17 protein-coding genes are annotated in these 16,786 nt (G+C 69.8%); 5 read left to right on the top strand and 12 right to left on the bottom strand.

Annotated features, from left to right (window positions below):
* Positions 1-17: 17 nt before the first annotated feature.
* The 4 genes from DBV35_RS14095 to DBV35_RS14080 are packed head-to-tail and all read right to left on the bottom strand — an operon-like array spanning position 18 to position 3,046.
* Entirely contained in the window at positions 18-518 is a 501-nt protein-coding gene (locus tag DBV35_RS14095; RefSeq protein WP_157961741.1) for a hypothetical protein, read from the bottom strand.
* A complete protein-coding gene (locus DBV35_RS14090) occupies positions 515-1,039 on the bottom strand; it encodes a permease (protein ID WP_108660960.1) in 525 nt (174 codons plus the stop codon). Before DBV35_RS14090 ends, DBV35_RS14095 begins: the two co-directional genes overlap by 4 nt.
* A 4-nt stretch (positions 1,040-1,043) precedes the next feature.
* Positions 1,044-2,552, bottom strand: a complete 1,509-nt coding sequence (locus DBV35_RS14085) for a tripartite tricarboxylate transporter permease (protein WP_108660959.1) — start codon at positions 2,550-2,552, stop codon at positions 1,044-1,046.
* Entirely contained in the window at positions 2,552-3,046 is a 495-nt protein-coding gene (locus DBV35_RS14080) for a tripartite tricarboxylate transporter TctB family protein (protein WP_157961740.1), read from the bottom strand. Before DBV35_RS14080 ends, DBV35_RS14085 begins: the two co-directional genes overlap by 1 nt.
* A 206-nt stretch (positions 3,047-3,252) precedes the next feature.
* Here DBV35_RS14080 and DBV35_RS14075 point away from each other — a divergent pair, with 206 nt between their 5' ends.
* The 3 genes from DBV35_RS14075 to DBV35_RS14065 are packed head-to-tail and all read left to right on the top strand — an operon-like array spanning position 3,253 to position 5,792.
* On the top strand, positions 3,253-4,428 hold the full coding sequence (locus DBV35_RS14075; protein WP_205648681.1) for a mandelate racemase/muconate lactonizing enzyme family protein: 1,176 nt from the start codon (positions 3,253-3,255) through the stop codon (positions 4,426-4,428).
* On the top strand, positions 4,425-5,402 hold the full coding sequence (locus tag DBV35_RS14070) for a substrate-binding domain-containing protein (RefSeq protein ID WP_108660957.1): 978 nt from the start codon (positions 4,425-4,427) through the stop codon (positions 5,400-5,402). Before DBV35_RS14075 ends, DBV35_RS14070 begins: the two co-directional genes overlap by 4 nt.
* A gap of 18 nt (positions 5,403-5,420) precedes the next feature.
* A complete protein-coding gene (locus DBV35_RS14065) occupies positions 5,421-5,792 on the top strand; it encodes a cupin domain-containing protein (protein WP_108660956.1) in 372 nt (123 codons plus the stop codon).
* Between the two features lie 40 nt (positions 5,793-5,832).
* Here DBV35_RS14065 and DBV35_RS14060 read toward each other — a convergent pair whose 3' ends face one another.
* The 4 genes from DBV35_RS14060 to DBV35_RS14045 are packed head-to-tail and all read right to left on the bottom strand — an operon-like array spanning position 5,833 to position 9,850.
* On the bottom strand, positions 5,833-6,681 hold the full coding sequence (locus DBV35_RS14060; protein WP_108660955.1) for a fumarylacetoacetate hydrolase family protein: 849 nt from the start codon (positions 6,679-6,681) through the stop codon (positions 5,833-5,835).
* 5 nt (positions 6,682-6,686) lie between these two features.
* Positions 6,687-8,018 carry an MmgE/PrpD family protein gene (locus tag DBV35_RS14055; protein ID WP_157961739.1) on the bottom strand — a complete coding sequence of 444 codons (1,332 nt, stop codon included), beginning with the start codon at positions 8,016-8,018 and terminating at the stop codon, positions 6,687-6,689.
* Between the two features lie 2 nt (positions 8,019-8,020).
* On the bottom strand, positions 8,021-8,833 hold the full coding sequence (locus DBV35_RS14050) for an SDR family NAD(P)-dependent oxidoreductase (RefSeq protein ID WP_108660953.1): 813 nt from the start codon (positions 8,831-8,833) through the stop codon (positions 8,021-8,023).
* The gene (locus DBV35_RS14045) at positions 8,834-9,850 is read right to left on the bottom strand and encodes a tripartite tricarboxylate transporter substrate binding protein (protein ID WP_157961738.1); all 1,017 of its coding nucleotides are present in this window, start codon (positions 9,848-9,850) and stop codon (positions 8,834-8,836) included.
* A gap of 195 nt (positions 9,851-10,045) precedes the next feature.
* On the opposite strand from DBV35_RS14045, the gene DBV35_RS14040 reads away from it, so the two are divergent.
* Positions 10,046-10,792, top strand: coding sequence for a GntR family transcriptional regulator (locus DBV35_RS14040; protein ID WP_108660951.1), 747 nt, complete (start codon positions 10,046-10,048; stop codon positions 10,790-10,792).
* A gap of 18 nt (positions 10,793-10,810) precedes the next feature.
* Here the strand turns inward: DBV35_RS14040 and DBV35_RS14035 are convergent, their stop codons facing one another.
* The 4 genes from DBV35_RS14035 to DBV35_RS14020 all read right to left on the bottom strand — a co-directional run bounded on the left by DBV35_RS14035 (position 10,811) and on the right by DBV35_RS14020 (position 15,524).
* On the bottom strand, positions 10,811-12,025 hold the full coding sequence (locus DBV35_RS14035; RefSeq protein WP_108660950.1) for a cytochrome P450: 1,215 nt from the start codon (positions 12,023-12,025) through the stop codon (positions 10,811-10,813).
* A gap of 128 nt (positions 12,026-12,153) precedes the next feature.
* Positions 12,154-13,977 carry a flavin-containing monooxygenase gene (locus tag DBV35_RS14030; RefSeq protein WP_108661943.1) on the bottom strand — a complete coding sequence of 608 codons (1,824 nt, stop codon included), beginning with the start codon at positions 13,975-13,977 and terminating at the stop codon, positions 12,154-12,156.
* An 81-nt stretch (positions 13,978-14,058) separates the two neighbouring features.
* Positions 14,059-14,859, bottom strand: coding sequence for a DUF2182 domain-containing protein (locus DBV35_RS14025; protein WP_211099984.1), 801 nt, complete (start codon positions 14,857-14,859; stop codon positions 14,059-14,061).
* 23 nt (positions 14,860-14,882) lie between these two features.
* The gene (locus DBV35_RS14020) at positions 14,883-15,524 is read right to left on the bottom strand and encodes a DUF1326 domain-containing protein (protein WP_108660948.1); all 642 of its coding nucleotides are present in this window, start codon (positions 15,522-15,524) and stop codon (positions 14,883-14,885) included.
* Positions 15,525-15,939: 415 nt separating this feature from the next.
* On the opposite strand from DBV35_RS14020, the gene DBV35_RS14015 reads away from it, so the two are divergent.
* Complete coding sequence (locus DBV35_RS14015) at positions 15,940-16,782, top strand: PPC domain-containing DNA-binding protein (protein WP_108660947.1); 843 nt, start codon at positions 15,940-15,942, stop codon at positions 16,780-16,782.
* Positions 16,783-16,786: the final 4 nt, after the last annotated feature.

Below are 16,786 nucleotides of genomic sequence, written 5' to 3'. Positions count from 1 at the left end.
CTGACCGGGCCCCGCCATCACCATGGCCCGGTGAACGCGACGATGGCTCCGGCGACGAGCCCCACCGCGACCGGGAAGACGGCCGAGACCGCGATCCGCCGCACGGCGAAGGGGACGCCCAGAAGCGGGATCTCCCACGCGATGAGGCGGTGCATCGCGATCACCGACCACGCGGTGAGGAGGCTGATGAGCTGCGGCTCCCCCGCGCCCGCCCGCGCCAGCGTGATCACGATCGGGAAGGCGATCATCGGCCCGCCCGGCAGCGCCGCGCCCGCCAGCGAGGCGACGACGATCCCCGCCACGCCCGATTGCGGCCCGATGTGCGCGGCGACGAGCGCCGTCGGCAGGAGGACGCCGATGAAGCCCGACGCGACGATCGCGAGGGCGACCACGGCGAGCGTGATGGGCGCCCGCCGCACCGTGTGCCGCCACGCGTCCGGCAGGCGGGACGGATCGCGCACGAGGAGCAGCGCGAGGAGGGCGAGCGCGATGGCCCACAGGATGACCGTCCCCATCATGCCGGCGGCACGCCCTTGATGCGGACCGGCGCCCGCTCCTCGACCCACCGCGCGAGGAGGCCGGCGAGGATCGGCACCGCCAGCGAGACCGCGAGGCGCAGCGTCACGAAGTCCGAGCCGAGGATCGGCAGCTCCCAGACGACGATGCGGCTGAGGCCGAGGAGGGACCACCCTGTCAGGAAGGCGATCACCGCGCCGATATCGGCGCCCGAAACGGCGAGCACGGCGACGATCGGGAAGGACGTCATCGGCCCGCCGAAGGTGAGCGCGCCGAGGACCGTCGCGAGGAGGAGCCCGCGCAGCCCGGAGGCCCGGCCGAGCCGCCGGGCGACGGCGTCGCGCGGCAGGAGCACCTGGACGAGGCCGAGGATGATCAGCGCGGCGGCGATCCGGGGCAGGATCTCGAGGAGGAGGGCGGCGTTCGCGAAGGCGGCGTCCGCGAACACCGCCGGCCCCTTGATGAGATAGCAGGCAAGGCCGCTCGCGAGCGTCAGCGCGCCGACGAAGAGGAGCGCCCCCACCCCGCTATGCGGCCGCCCGTCGGGCGGAGAGGCGGCTGCGGATCAGCGCCCCCGCGCTCGGCAGGAAGATGGACAGGACGGTCAGCGCGATGAGCGTGATGCAGATCGTGCTCGACACGAAGATCGACAGGTCCCCCCGCGAGATGGTCATCGCCTGGCGGAAAGACTGTTCCATCATCGACCCGAGGATAACGCCGAGGATCAGCGGCGCGGTCGGGATGCCGAGCTTGCGGAAGGCGTAGCCGATCACCCCGAAGGCGGCGACGGTGTAGAGGTCCACGACCGAGCCGTTGATGGCGTAGACGCCGGTGAGGGCGATCGCGAGGATGATCGGCATCAGGATTCCGGGCGGCATGTAGAGGAGGCGCGCGAAGACGCCGATCAGGGGCAGGTTCAGGATCAGCAGGAAGATGTTGCCGAGATACATGGAATCGACAAGCCCCCAGACGAGCTCCGGCCGCTCGGTGAGAAGCTGCGGCCCCGGCTGGATCCCGAACATGATGAACGCGCCGAGGAGCACCGCCGTCGGCCCCGAGCCGGGGATGCCGAGCGTGAGGAGCGGCACGAACGCGCCGCACGAGGCCGCGTTGTTCGCCGCCTCCGGCGCCGCGACGCCCTCGACCGCGCCCTTGCCGAAGCGCTCCGGCGTCTTGGAGATCCGCTTCTCGGTCGCGTAGGCGATGATCGTCGCCATCACGCCGCCGGCGCCCGGCAGCACGCCGATGAAGAAGCCGAGGAGGCCGCCCCGCGTGATCGGGCCGACGGAGCGCCGCCACTCGTCGCGCGTCAGCCAGAGCTTGCCCTTGATGGGGATCGGCTTCAGCTCGCCGCGAAACCACTTCTCCACCTGCACGAGCACCTCGGTGACGGCGAAGAAGCCGACGATGACCACGAGGAGCGGGATGCCGTCCTGGAACCAGACGATCCCGAGGGTGAAGCGCTCCTGCGCGCTCTGAAGGTCGATGCCGACGGTGGCGATGGCGAGCCCGATGAGGGCGGAGAGCATCCCCTTGCCGACCGAGTCGCCGGCGAGGACGCCGACGGCCGTCATCGCGAAGACGAGGAGGACGAAATATTCGGCCGGCCCGAAGCCGAGCGCGAAGGAGGCCAGCGGAATCGCGAAGAGGGTGAGGAACACGATGCCGATGGTGCCGGCGATGAAGGAGGCGATCGCCGAGATGGCGAGGGCGGCGCCCGCGCGGCCGGCCTGGGCCATCGGAAAGCCGTCGAGCGTCGTCATGACGGCGGTGCCGGAGCCCGGCGTGTTGATGAGGACCGCCGAGCCCGTGTTGCCGTACATCGCCCCATAATAGATGCCGGCGAGCATGATGAGCGAGCCGGTCGGGTCGAGCCCGTAGGTGATCGGCAGGAGGAGCGCGATGCCGGCCGTCGCCCCGATGCCGGGGAGGATGCCGAACACCGTGCCGAGGATCGTGCCGATCAGCAAGAAGAGGAGGTTCGAGGGTTCGAACGCGACCGAGAAGCCGCCGAGGACATAGCCGAGCGTTTCCATCAGCCGGCCATCACGCCGAGGGGCAGGCGCACGCCCAGGAAGTCGTTGAAGACGAAATAGACGCCGACGCCGAACCCGACCGCGACGAGGAGGTTCGCGAGATGGCCGCCGCGGTTGAAGAAGCTCGCGATGGCGAAGATGAAGATCGGCGTCAGGATGAGGTAGCCGACGGGCTCGAGCAGCGTGATGTAGAGCACCGTGAAGGCGACGAGCGCGGCGATCGTGAGGGGCCGCTTCAGCGCGTGGGGGTCGTGCTCGACCGGCGGGGGCAGCACCGCCTCGCCCTCGGTCGCGCCGACGCCGTCACCCGCGCGCCCCTTGGCCCAGGCTTCCCACGCGATCAGCGCGGCGCTCACCAGGATGCCGACGCCGATGATGGCCGGGAACACCTTCGGCCCCACCACCTCTTCGATCCTGAGTTCAGGCAGATTGTACGTGGCGGCGAGATAGAGCGCGCCGAAGGCCGCGGCGCCGAGCGCGATGACATACTGCAATTCGTTCCTCCCGACGACACCGTCGGCCAGGGAACGTGCCGTCTCGGCCCGGTATCGCTCTCATTTGGCGTCTGCCCCGACGGGGTCGGATTCGGACGCCTTTCGGAATCGGGTATCAGCGGGGTTCCCCACGGTCAATTATAAATTTATAAAGGATTAGAAATTTGGATGCGCCGGCCCTGGAGGTCGGGAAGCGAGAGCGACTTATGATGACAGCCGACGAGGCGTTGCCCGCGCAGGAGAGGGATCGTCAGAGTCCCGCGCGCGGCGCCGGCGCTGGCGAGCGCATCGCCCGCGTCGAGGCGAGCCTGCACGAGGTCGCCGTCCCCGTTCCGCTCCTCGACGGGCGCACCACGTCCTGGCGCTTCGTGCTGTGCCGTGTGGAAGCGGAGGACGGGCTCGTCGGCCACGGGCTGACCGGGCGCATCCTCGCCCCGTCGATCGTCGCCGCCATCCGCAGCGGCATCGCGCCCCTCGTCATCGGCCTCGACCCGTTCCGCTTCGAGGCGATCCACACCCTCCTCGGCAAGCGTCTCAACGCGCGCGCCTACACGGGCGTCATCTCCAACGCGCTCGCCGCGTTCGACATCGCGCTGCACGACCTCGTCGGGCGGCGGCTCGGGCGGCCGGTCGCGCACCTCCTCGGCGGGGCGCGGGACAGCGTGCCCGCCTACGCGACCTTCGGCCTCGACCTCTACGATCGCGACGAGCTCTGCGCCGCCGCCCGGCATTTCGCTTCGATGGGCTTTCGCGGCCTCAAGATGGTGGTCGGGCGCTCCAAGGGAGGATGGCGCGAGGACGTCGCGCGGGTCCGCGCCGTGCGCGCGGCGATCGGCGAGGAGATGCCCCTGATGATCGACGCGAATTACGGCTTCCCCGGCGTCGAGGCGCGGCACCTCGCGAACGCGGTGGAGGATTGCGGGATCGCCTTCTTCGAAGAGCCGGTCCACCAGAACGACGCGCGCACCCTCGCGGACCTGCGGCGGGCAACGACGATCCCCATCGCCGCCGGCCAGATGGAGGGCCACCGCTGGCGCCATCGCGAGTTGGTCGAGCGGGAGGCGATCGACATCCTCCAGCCGAACTGCTGCTACAATGGCGGCTACACCGAGACGCGGAAGATCGCGCACCTCGCCCAGGCCTACAATCTGCCGCTCGACAATGGCGGCGGCTGGCCGGCCTTCAACCTCCACACCATGGCCGGGCTCGCGAACGGCGGATCGGTCGAATATCACGCCGTCACCGCCGCGGTGACGGAGGTCGCGTTCCCGGACGCCCCGCGTCCCGCAGGCGGTGCGATGAAGGTCCCGGACGCGCCGGGCCTCGGCTTCTCGCCCGACGAGGCCGTGCTGCGCGACACGCGCGTGGAAGCCGACGCGTGACGACGCTCACCTTCGCCGTCACCGACACCGACCGGTCGCGCCCGCTCATCGACGGGACGGTCCGGCCGGAGGGCTTCACGCTTGCGCCGATCGTGCTGCCGCCCTCGGAGATCTTCCCCCGCGCCGCGAAGGACGCCCCGTTCGAGGTGTGCGAATTCTCCGCGAGCACGCACGCGATCCAGGTCGCGCGCGGCGAGGCGAACTATGTGGCGATCCCGGTCTTCCTGTCGCGCGCCTTCCGCCTCAACGCGATCTATGTGCGGACCGATCGCGGGATCGACGGACCGAAGGACCTCGAGGGCCGGTGCGTCGGCGTGCCCGAATATCAGATGACGCTCGCCGTCTGGCTCCGCGGCATCCTCGCCGACCATTTCGGCGTGGACCTCTCCACCATGCGCACCCGCACCGGCGGGATCGACACGCCGGGGCGCGTGGAGCGCATCGCGCTGGCGCTGCCGCCGGAGATCGACTGCGCGCCCATTCCGGAGGGCGCGACCCTCTCCGCGATGCTCGCCGACGGGTCGCTCGACGCGGTGATGTCGCCGCGCCCGCCCCAATGCTTCCGTGACGGGCACCCGGACGTGCGCCGCCTCTTCCCGCGGCCCGCCCTGGAGGAGGAGCGCTATTATGGCGCGACCGGCATGTTCCCGATCATGCACCTCGTCGGGATCCGCCGCGACGTCGCCGCCCGCCACCCGAACCTCGCCCCCGCCCTCTTCGCCGCCTTCGAGGCGGCGCGGCGGACGGCGCACGCCGCGCTCGCCGCGATGGTGGCCTCGCCCGTCCTGCCGCTCAGCCTGCCCTTCCTGTCCGACCATCTCGACGAGACGCGGCGGATCATGGGGCGGGACTTCTGGCCCTACGGGTTCGAGCGCAACGCCGCCGAGCTCCAAGCCCTCTGCCGCTACCTCCTGGAACAGCACCTCATCCCGCGCCCCATCACCGCCGAAGAGCTGTTCGTCGACACCCTTTGAAAAAAACTGGAGAAGACCATGAAGTATTTCTACGACTTCGATTCCATGGAAAAGTTCAAGTTCGGGCCGGACGTGACGTCGTCCTTCGGATCCAAGGTGCATGGGAAGAAGATGGTCTTCGGCATGGCGGAGAAGAAGCCGGGGACCGGGTCGAAGCCGCACCGGCACAACGCCGAGCAGTTCAACTACATGATGAAGGGGCGGGCGCGCGCGGTGGTCGGCGGCGAGGAGAAGATCATCGGCCCGGGCGAGGTCGTCTACATCCCCGCCGACGTGGTGCACAGCATCGTCGCGCTCGACGAGGACGTGGTGTTCCTCACCGTCAAGGAAGTGCCCGAGGCGTTCGAGGTCGTCGTCGAAGGCGAGATCGAGACGACCGACCGCGCCTGAGGGGCGAAGGGCCGGCGGTGCGCCACCGGCCCTTCCGGCGCTATTGCGCCTCGGCGACGACCGGATGGCGGAGCGTCCCCGCCTTGCCGAGGACGACCTCCACGACATCGCCGTCCTTCATGAAGAGCGGCGGGTCGCGGCGCTCGCCGACGCCGCCCGGCGTCCCCGTCGCGATCACGTCCCCCGGCGCGAGCGGCGTCCATGCGGAGACGTAGGCGATCACCTGCGGGATCGAGAAGATGAGATGGGAGAGGGTCGAGGACTGCACGACCTCCCCGTTCAGCCGCGTCTCGATCGGGAGGGCCGAGACGTCGCCGATCTCGTCGGGCGTCACCATCGCGGGGCCGAACCCGCCGGTGCCGGGGAAGTTCTTGCCCGGCGTGAACTGGGACGTGTGGCGCTGATAGTCGCGCACCGAGCCGTCCATGAACGGCGCGTAGCCCGCGATATGGTCCATCGCGGCGGATTCGGGGATGTTGCGCCCGCCCCGGCCGATGATGATCGCGAGCTCGCCCTCGAAGTCGAAGCGGTCCGACAGGGTCGGCTTGATGAGCGGGGCGCCGTGGGCGATCAGCGTGTCGGCGAAGCGGGTGAAGATCGTCGGGTGATCGACCTCCGGCCGCTTCGTCTCGGTGCGGTGGGTCTCGTAGTTGACGCCGACGCACAGCACCTTGCCGGGGTCGGGGATCACGGGCAGCAGCGTCACGTCGGACAGCGCGAACTCCGCGGCGCGTCCTTCGACGATGGGCGCGACGAGCTCCAGAAGGTCGGCGGCGAGCGCATCGCGCAGCGTGCCGACACCGAGGTGGCTGGCGAGGTCGATGATGCCGCCGGACGTGCGCACGCCGAAGCCCGGCCGTCCCTGGCGGACATAGCTGACAAATTGCATGAGGCTTAGCCTTTCTCGTGTGGGGCCGCCGCCTCGAGGAGCGCGGACACGTCGTCGAGCGCATCGACGCTGCGGCAAAGGGTGAGGAGCCGGGCCGCTTGTGCGGCGCCGAGCACGGGCTCCGCGAGGCCGGTGAACTTCTCGTCGAGCGCCGCGTCGTCCATCGGATTGTCGAGGCTGCCGAGGGCGCTCTCCACCCGCTCGGTATAGGCCGCGCCGGAGAGCGTCTCGATCGTCACCGCGGCGGCGTTCTTGGCGAAGGCTTCGTTCACCATCGTCTCGATATGGGGCCTGAGGGCGAGGAGGGCGGGGTCGTCTACCGCGGCGATGCCCCGGGCGGTCACCGCACCGCGGGTGAGGGCGAGCGCGGCGAGATGCACCGTGCTGAACTTCGCTTCGAGCTCCGTCGCCGGGTTCGTCTTGCCCGCGAGCTTCTCGGCGAGCGGGGAGACGGTGATGTGGACGCGCGTGATGTCACCGGGCGCGAGGCCGTGCCGGTGTTTGAGCCGCAGGCACCCGTCGATCGCCGCATGGGTGACGATCGCGCACGGGAAGGGCTTGTAGGTGTTGAGGAGGATCTCGTGCCGCACGCCGAGCCCCTCGGTGATCGCGGCCACGTCTGTCCGCCCCGTGAGGACGCGCGCGAAACCCGTCCGCCCCTCGATCGGGTGCTCGGCTCCGTCGAACCCCGCCTCGGCGAGGAGGGCGGCGGTGAGCCCGTTCTGCGCCGTCCGCCCCGGCGTGAAGCTCTTGCACATGGTGCCGTACATTTCACGCAGGCCCGCCGCCTGGGTCGCGGCGATCGAGAAGGCGTGGACCATCCGGTCCGCATCGAGGCCGAGGAGCCGACCGGCCGCCGCCGCCGCCCCGAACCCGCCCGCGACGCCCGTCACGTGCCAGCCGGGATTGTCGCGGTCGAAGAGGCCGTTCGCCACGCGGCAGGCGACCTCGACGCCGACGATGGTGGCGGCGAGCGCGTCCCGCCCGGTGACGGGGCGCATCCCGGCGACGGCGAGCACGGCGGGGACGACGGGGCCGCTCGGGTGGATGTTGGTGAATTTCGCCTGCGTCGCGTCGAAATCGAGGACGGCGGAGCTCATCCCGTTCACGAGCGCGGCGTGGAAGGGGTCGAGCCGCTCCCGCCGTCCGAGCAGGCGATGGGGGCCGGGAACGTGCGGCCCCAGCGCGCGCAACGCGATCTCCACCGTCGCGTGCGGCGCGCCGCCGACGGCGCAGCCCACGAAATTGACGAGCGAGCGCTTCGCCTCGGCGATCACGTCGCCGGGGATCGACGCGACATCATGGTCGACGGCGAACGCCGCGAGAGTCCGGCTCACGCTCACGGCAGGTAGTGCCCGCCATTGAGGTGGATCGACTGGCCGGTGACGTAGCGCCCGGCGGGGCCGGCGAGGTGGCGCACCATCGCCGCCACCTCCCAAGGCGCGCCGCGGCGGCCGACCGGCGGCATCCGCTTCGCCTTGAAGGTGGAGCCGGGGTGGCGGACCATGTGGCTGTCCGCCGTGTCCATCGCGCCGGGGACGACCGTGTTGACGGTGATGGCGCGGTCCGCGAATTCCAGCGCGAGCGCCTTCGTGAAGCCGGCGAGCCCCGCCTTCGCGGCGACCACATGGGCCCGCTCGCGCGCCCCGCTGTGGCCGGTCTCGCCGCCAATATTGACGATCGCGCCGCCACCGGCCGCGAGCATGTGCGGGATCACCGCCTGACTCACGTGAAACGCGCCGTCGAGAATGGGGTCGAGGATGGCGCGCCAGTCGGCGAAGCTCAGCGTCTCGAACGGCCACTCCTGCCGGATCGAGGCGTTGTTGACGAGGATCGTCGGCGGCCCGAAGGCGGCGGCCGCGGCCTCCACCATGCGGTCCACCGCGGCCCGGTCGGTCACGTCGGCCGCGATGGCGAGGGCGCGCCCGCCGCGCGCCTCGATGGCGCGGACTGTGTCGGCGGCCCGGTCCCCGGCGTCCTTGTAGTTGACGACGACGCTCGCACCGCCTGCGGCGAGGGCTTCGGCGATCGCCCGGCCGATATTGCGGGAGGCGCCGGTGACGATGGCGGTCCGGCCCGCAAGCTCCGGGCCGGAGGACGGGGTGGGGGCGAGGCGATCGGCCGCCGCCTCGCCGGTGTCGGTCGCGCTCACTCAGTTGGTCGCGAGAAGGCCGAGTTCGTCGAGAAGGCCGCGGATCGCTTCCTCCTCCTTCGCCATATAGTCGGCGAACTCCTTGTGGCCGAGGAACTCGCCGTCCTGGTAGGCGGCGTCGAGCGATTGCTGCCACTCCTCGGTCTCGACCGTCTTGCGCATCACGTCTTCCCAGTAGGCGATCTGCTCATCGGTCATGCCCTTCGGGCCGATGATGCCGCGCCAGTTGGAGACGGAGATCGGGAAGCCGAGCTCGGTCCAGGTCGGCACGTCCGCCATCGGGCCCTTGAGGCGGCGGGGCGATGCGACGGCGAGCGCGCGCAGCTTGCCGCCTTCCATCTGCTTGACCATGCTGCCGACGCTCGTCGGAACGGCGTCGATATGGCCGCCCATCACGGCGGTCCGCGCCTCGCCGCCCGACTGGAAGATGACCGTGTTGAGGTCGCGCGGGCGGACGCCGGCTTCCTTGGCGGGAAGCGCGATGCCCTGGTGGTTGGAATTGCCCTTCGAGGTGGCGACGCCGATGGAGACGGCACCGGGGTCGGCCTTCAGGGCGTCGAGCAGATCCTGCGCGGTCTTGAAGTCCGAATCAGGGTTCACCGTCACGACGATATATTCGCTGATGAGGTGGGCGAGCGGCGTGAGGTCGTGCCAGCCGATGTCGGACCGGCCGGTGAGATTGTTGGAGATCATGCTGGCGCCGCCGACCGCGATCGCGTGGCCGTCGCCCTCGAACTGGCGGTTGAAGTAGGCCCAGCCGACGGCCCCGCCGCCGCCGGGCTTGTTCACCACGGCAACGTCCACCGGAACGATATCGTACTTCTTCCAGATGCCCTGGATGAGGCGGGCGAGCTGGTCCGGTCCGCTGCCGGCCCCGGTGGTGACGAGGATCTCGACATCGCGGGTCGGCTGCCACTCGGCCATGGCCGGCGCCGCACCGACGAGTCCGATCGCGGTCGCCGTCGCTGCCGCGACGACGGTGCTGCGCAGCCCGCGCAGGCTTCTCCAGTTCGTCATCATTTCCTCCTGGCGTGTCCTCTGGCGGTATTCTCTCCGCTTGCCGGACAACGTGCAGAGGATGGTTCAAAATGTCAAATTTATAGAAATTTATATATTTGACGATTCCGGACGGCCGGATCACAGACACGTTGCGCCCGGCGGTTGTCGCACGATAAGAGCACGAGGACGCGCTGGAGCGGCAGGGACAATCGGATGGCAGGTCTCACCAGAGAATCGCTGAAGCATGGCGAGGACACCCCGCTCTACCTGCGGGTGCGCCAATTGCTGCGCGATGAGATCGCGAAGGGCGCGTGGAAGCCCGGTGAGATGCTGCCCACCGAAACCGAACTCGGCCGCCAGCTCGGGGTGAGCCCCGGCACGGTCCGCCAGGCCGTGCTCAGCCTCGTGCGCGAAGGGCTGATCACGCGCCGGCCCGGAAAGGGCACCTTCGTCGCGCGCATGGACAATTCGCGCAGCTTCGCGCGCTTCTTCCGCTTCCGCGAGGGCGGCACCGGCGAACGGTTCGACCGCAAGATCACCGTCGATTCCGTGGCGGTCACGACCGACATTCCGCGCGCGGTGACGCAGCATCTCGGCGTGCGGGCGGGCTCGCGGGTCCTCAAGGTGCGCCGCGTCGTCCACATGGCGGACCGGCCGGTGTGTATCTACACCTCCTACCTGCCCTACCGCCTCGTCCAGGGCCTCGAGAAGCGGGACCTCTCCGCCGAGCGCCTCTACCAGATCATCGAGGAGCATTGCGGCGTCCACGTCCTGCGCGCCGAGGAGCTTCTGCGCGCGACGGCCGCGACGGAGGCGGACGCGCGGCTCCTCAACCTCCCCGTCGGCTCGCCGGTGATCCTGATCGAGCGGACCGCCTTCACCCACAACGACACCGTGATCGAATGGCGGCAGACGATCGGGCGGAGCGACGACTTCACCTACAAGATCCGCATGCCCTGAGGCGGGCGGCTCACGCCCTCACGGCAGCCGCACCGCCATCGGCGTGATCCGCCGGATGCCGCCGAAGCCCAGCATCCGCGGCGCGACCTCCATCTCGATGCCCGGCGCGGCGTCGAGGAGGGCGGCGAGACTCTCCTCCATCTCGATCCGGGACAGCATCTCGCCGAGGCACCGGTGCGGGCCGTGGCCGAACACCGGATGGTGCTGCGGGTGGTCGGTGCGGCGGATGTCGAACCGGTCGGGGTCGCTGTAGAGGTCGGGATCGCGCATCGCCGACATGGTGCTGAGGCGCAGGATCGACCCGGCCGGCATCGCGACGCCGCCGATCGCCAAGGGCTCGGTCAGGACGCGCGGGATGGTGCCGACCGACGGCTCGAAGCGGAGCGCCTCGCTGACCGCGCCGGCGACGAGCGCGCGGTCCGAAAGCAGCGCCTCCCACTGGCCGCGATCGGCGAGGAGGAGGGCCGTCAGCATGGCGAAGGCCGCGCGCGTCGTGTCGCTGCCACCGATGATGATGCCCATCACCTGGAATGTGAGCGACTCGAAATCGATGACCGGATCGTCCTTCCAGTCGCGCACCAGCGCGGAGAGGAAGTCCTCGCGCGGCGCGGCGAGCCGGGCATTGAGATGGCCGGCGACATAGTCGAAGAGCTGCCCCGTCGCCGCCTCGATCGCCTCGTGATGCTCGTGCGGATAGACCGGCGAGATCGCGAGCGCGACCTCATAGACCCAACGCGTGAACCGGTCGGTCTCCTCGGCGGGGAGCCCCAGGATGCCGGCGATCATCTCGGCCGGGACACGTGCGGCGACGCGGTCGACGAAATCGAAGGTCTCGCCGCGGGGAAGGTCGGCGACGATCCGCCGGGCGATCGTGCCCGCGATCGCGCGCGAGTCCTGCATCACCCGGTGCGCGAAGCGGCGGGCGAAGAGCCCGCGGCGAGCCCGGTGCGCGTCCCCGTCGTGAAACAGGAAGAAGTCGACCTGGAAGCGCCGCGTGATCCCGTCCGGCATCCGGTTGAGGGACGCATACTCGTCGCCATTCACCTGCCGCGTCCTGGCGTCGGTGAGGAGGAAGAGAACGTCGCGGGCGCGCAGGACGAGATAGTGGCCTTGTCCGAAGGTGACGACCGGATGGTCCACCCGAAGCCGGGCAAAGCTCTCGTGCGGCGCGGCGGCGAGCGCCTCGGGCTGGACCATGAGCGGCCCCGGTCCGGGGGAGGAGGCGAGACTCATGGCGTGCCCTCGATGGCGCGGCCTGTCCAAGCGCACCGCACCGCTGGGGCGCAATATGGGGCAAACGGAGCCGCGACGCGATGGAGGCGCGCGTGTGCGTTGCGCGGATCCTCACTTTGCGGAGGACGTCAGCCGGCCGTCGACACCGCCACCTTCGGCGCGATGGCGGGCGCGGGATCCGCGCGGGGCATCTCCGGCATCAGCCCCACTTCACAGGCCTTGATCTGGAGGGCGAGATATTTGGAGTAGATCCGGCACTGGGCGAGGCTGCCGGCGATGAACCAGAGCCCCTCCTGCGGGGTCCGGGTGAACATGTTGCGCAGCTCCAGCCCCTCGCCGAAGCCCCAGATCGGGCCGACGCGCGCGGCGACCGCGTCGCCGAAGAGCCGCGCCACCAGATGCTCCTGCCCCTTGTAGCCGGTGCTGAGCACCACGAGATCGGCCGCGACGATGCGGCCGTCCTTCAGCCGCGCACCCTCGGGGACGAACCCGTCGAGCGCGTCATATTGGAGGAGGTCGATCGTCCCCTCGGCGATGAGGTCCGAGCAGCCGACATTGAAATAGTAGCCGCCGCCGCGGGTCAGGAACTTGAACTGCCATCCGGTGTCGTCCTCGCCGAAATCGAGGCGGAAGCCGCGCGTCTCGAGGGCGTCGAGCAACGGCTTGTCGAGCGCGCGCGAGCGCTCGGTGAAGACGACGTGCGCCTTTCGCACGAGCGGTACGGGCATCGACACGGCGATGAGGTCGCACTGATCGGTGGTTGGGCCGTCGCTGTAGAAGGCGTAGGGGAGCTGGGCACTCGGCTCGATGTTCACGACGAGGGTCGGGTTGCGCTGAACGATCGTCACCGCCGCGCCGCTCGAATGGAGGTCCTGCGCGATGTCGTGACCGCTGTTGCCCGTCCCGAACACGATCGCGCGCTTTCCGGCCCAATCCTCCCCGTCGCGATAGTCGCTCGAATGGAGAACTTCGCCGGCGAAGGAATCGAGGCCGGGGAGGGCGGCACGGTTTGCAATGCCGCTGACGCCGGTCGCGAGCACGATGTGGCGGGGGCGGATCGTCCGCGTCGTCCCGTCCGGGCGGCGGAGCGTGACGGACCACGGCCCGTCCGGCCCGTCGCGGGCCGCGCCGTCGAACGCCGTCCCGGTCCAGATGTTGAGCTCCATCGCCTCGGCATAGGCTTCGAGCCAGCCGGCGAGCTTGTCCTTCGGGATGTAGGTCGGCCAGCTCTCCGGAAACGGCATGTAGGGCAGGTGATTGACCTGCACCTGGTTGTGGAGGGTCAGCGCATGATAGCGGTGGCGCCAGTTGTCGCCGACGCGCGCGTGGCGCTCGACCACCAGCGTGTCGACGCCGAGGACGGTGAGCCGTGCCGCCACCGCGAGCCCGGCCTGTCCCGCGCCGACGACCAGCACCGCAGGATCGCGATCGGCGTAGCGCACCGCCGCCTCGCGCTTGTCGAGCCAGTTCGGCCCGCGAAAATCGCGCGAGTTCGACTGGCCCGTCGGCCGCCGGCTGCCGACCCGCGCCTCGTGGCCCTTCAGCTCGTGAAGCTCGGTCATGAGCGTCCACGCCCGCAGCCCCTCCTCGCCGGCCGGACGGCAGAGCCTGACGATGCCGCGCGCCCGCGCGAGGCGCGTCTCGAACCGGAAGAAGGCTTCGATACAATCCCTGTCGACCCGCCTCACCTCCCGCGGCGGCGGCCCCGATTCATCGATGACGAACCCGGATGCCTGTTCGGCGCGCAGCGCCGGCCCGAGCGTCTCGACGATGCGGGCCCTGTTTTCAAGTGTTTGGAGCCTCCAGGATAACGCAACGACATCGCGCCAATAGCATTCGTCCAGAAAGAGATTGGAAAGCTGTTGGTTGTCTCTGGCCGCGATCGAGCATTCCAGCCGGTTCAGCCAGTCATCGACAAGTCTGATGATGGATCCACTCTCGACGCCGAGCATCGTCATGCGCCTCCGGGTGCTTCGAATATTTACGCCTTCCAGCGCCGTTTGGCCAGGACGGGGTGGCGCGCGCCGCGCTCCTCAGACGAAGCCGAGGATGATGGCCGCGCCCCAGGCGATGAGTCCTGCGCCCGCGATCCGCGCGGCGAGGGCGCCGAACGGCGTCAGCTTCTCCAGCGCGACGAAGGCGGTGAGGCCGACGATCCAGTAGAGGTTCATCACGCCGCCGACGAAGAGCAGCGCCATCAGGAACCAGCAGCACCCGACGCAATAGGTGCCATGGACGAGGCCCATGCGCAGCGCGCCCCCGATGCCGGGGCGATAGTGGGACGCCAGGAATTGAGCCGGGGCGCGGCAGTGGCGCAGGCACGCCCCCTTGAGCGGCGTGAACTGGAAGACCCCCGCCGCGATGAGGACGAGCGCGCCGGGGAGCGTGTCGATCAGCGTCATCATCGTCGCCGAGACGATGCCGGCGGCCTCCAGCGCCCACTGGCTCGCCGCCGCCGCCACGCTGAACCCCGCCCAGGCGAGGAGATAGCCCGCGAGGAAGGCCCCCGCGAGGAGGCTCGCCCGCGACCCCTCCCGCGTCCGGCGGGCGAGGGCGGAGAAGAGGAGGACGTTGGGGGCGACCGAGGGGAGCATCATCGCCACCATCATCACCCACCACATCAGGAAGACGAGGAGGGCGTGGCCCGCGCTCCACGCGCCGGGGACGGCCATGCCGGGCATGTCGCGCATGTTCGACATCGCCGTCATCTTCAGCGCCGACATGTTCATGCCGACGCCGTGGACGGTGTAGAGGGCCGCGAGCGTGAAGAGCAGCGCGAGCGCCCCGACGAGGATCGCCTTCTCCCGCCGGAGCGTCGTCTCGAGGACCGACACGGTGGGCCGACCGGTCGCCCCGCTCAGGCGGCGGCGCGGATGATGCCGCTATTGCCGAGGTGGATCTCGGCGAACTGGGCGTAGGTGGCCTTGTTCTGCGTCAGCGGGATGACGCCCTCTGTCGTCGTCGTGCCGCTGCCGACCTCGGCGACCGAATATTCGAAGCCGTGCGGCAGGTCGATGCGCGCCCGGTGCTCGGCCCCGGTGACCGGGTTCTTGATCGGCACCGCCTCGGTCTCGAACACGCCCGGCACGGAGATGCGGCCGGTCCGCCCGTCAATGTCGATCTTCGTCGTGATCGGCAGCGACAGGGTCGGATGCTTGTTCGGCGCCATCGCCGAGAAGATCCACCACATGGTGGCCATGTCGTTGGTGTCCCCGCCGGTCATGATCGTCTCCAGCGCCTCGCGCTGAGCGGGGGTCGCGCGCTCGTCGATGATGAGCTGCATCTGGCCGTTGCCCTCGTGGACGGGGCCGGGCCACTTGTAGACGGCCGCTGTGCGCAGCCCGTCGAGCGAGACGTCGCCATAGTGGCCGCGATCGATCTCGAACGCGACGGCCGCCTCGCACGTCCCGTGCGTAGGCAGCGCGTTGAACTGGCACGGACACCCGTACGCGCAGTTGCAGTTCGCCAGCTCGCGGCCGTGGATTTCCCAGCCAATCATATCCAGCCTCCCGTCTGCGAAACGATGAGCAATTTATACGAAATAAACTGCAATATAAACCAAGTGAACGTCTGGTTGGTTTTCGCTGGGCGAAAGAAATCGCCAAAAAAGCTGTCCCATCAATGCGAAAGCCGAATAGCGTCGCCGGGCACAACGTGGCCGGGAGGGCGCCCTTTCGGCCGCCGATGCCGCAAAATCGGGGTGCGGGACCACTCTTGATGCGCGCCGGTGCACGCCGGGAGGCCCCTACCGGAGCCCTCGCGGACATGTATATTTGCGAGGGCGCGACCATCTCCACGCGCCGCCGAGGAACCGCCTTGCCCTGCCCCGCTTCCATCGAGGCCGCGTCGACCGCCCCCGTCCGGGCGGCGGCGGCCCGCGCCGAGCCCAATCATTCCATCACGAGGGGCCGCGCATGAGCCGCGCGGACGATATCCGCCATCCCGGCCCGCGCGGCGCGGTGCGCCAGCATGTGGTGCCGGGGGTGGCGCGGCGGATTACGCTGCGGCTCCCGGCCGGGCGCATCCTGATGGACGCCGTGGCCGAGGCGATGGACCGGCTCGGGTGCCACTCGGCGATGCTCGTCCTCGACGGGCTCGTCCTCGGGCCGCACAATTATGTCATGCCCCTCGCCGGGTCGCCGGACGGCAAGCGCGTCGCCTGGTACAGCGAAACCCACACCGGGACGGCCGCAATCCTGGAGCACGCCGTCGCCTCCGTCGGCCGGCGGAAGGGGGAGTGGTTCCTCCACTGCCACGCCGTGTGGGACAGCGCGGACGGCCAGCGCGCCGGCCACCTTCTGCCTGGCGAAGTGACGATCGGCGCGGACAGCGACGTCACCTGCTTCGCCTTCGAGGGCGGCCAATTCGACGTGGTGGACGACGCCGAGACCGGCTTCTCCATCTTCCGTGCCCTGCCATTGGGCTCCCCGCCCGGCGCGCCCAATGCCGCGATCGCGACGCTCGCCCCGTTCGAGGACCTCGTCGGCACGATGCCGGGACTCGCAGCGCGCGCGATCGGCCGGCTCGACGCGCAATTCTACGGCCTCGGCAGCCTCATCGGCGCGGACTTCGAGGACGGCGCGCCCTCCATGGAGTCGCGCTTTTCCGAGGTTCTCACCCTGCCGGGCGCGCGGACGGACCGGATCCCCGTCCACTGCGTCGACCCGGCCGGCGGCATGTTCCGCGGAACACTTCTCCCAGGCGCCGCGCCGACGCTCATCACCTTCGAGTTGATGGTGGTCTCGCCCGACCTCTGAAGGG

The sequence above is a fragment of the Acuticoccus kandeliae genome (assembly GCF_003073115.1).
Note: the sequence above shows the minus strand (reverse complement) of the source record. Positions and strands in the feature narration are given on the sequence as shown.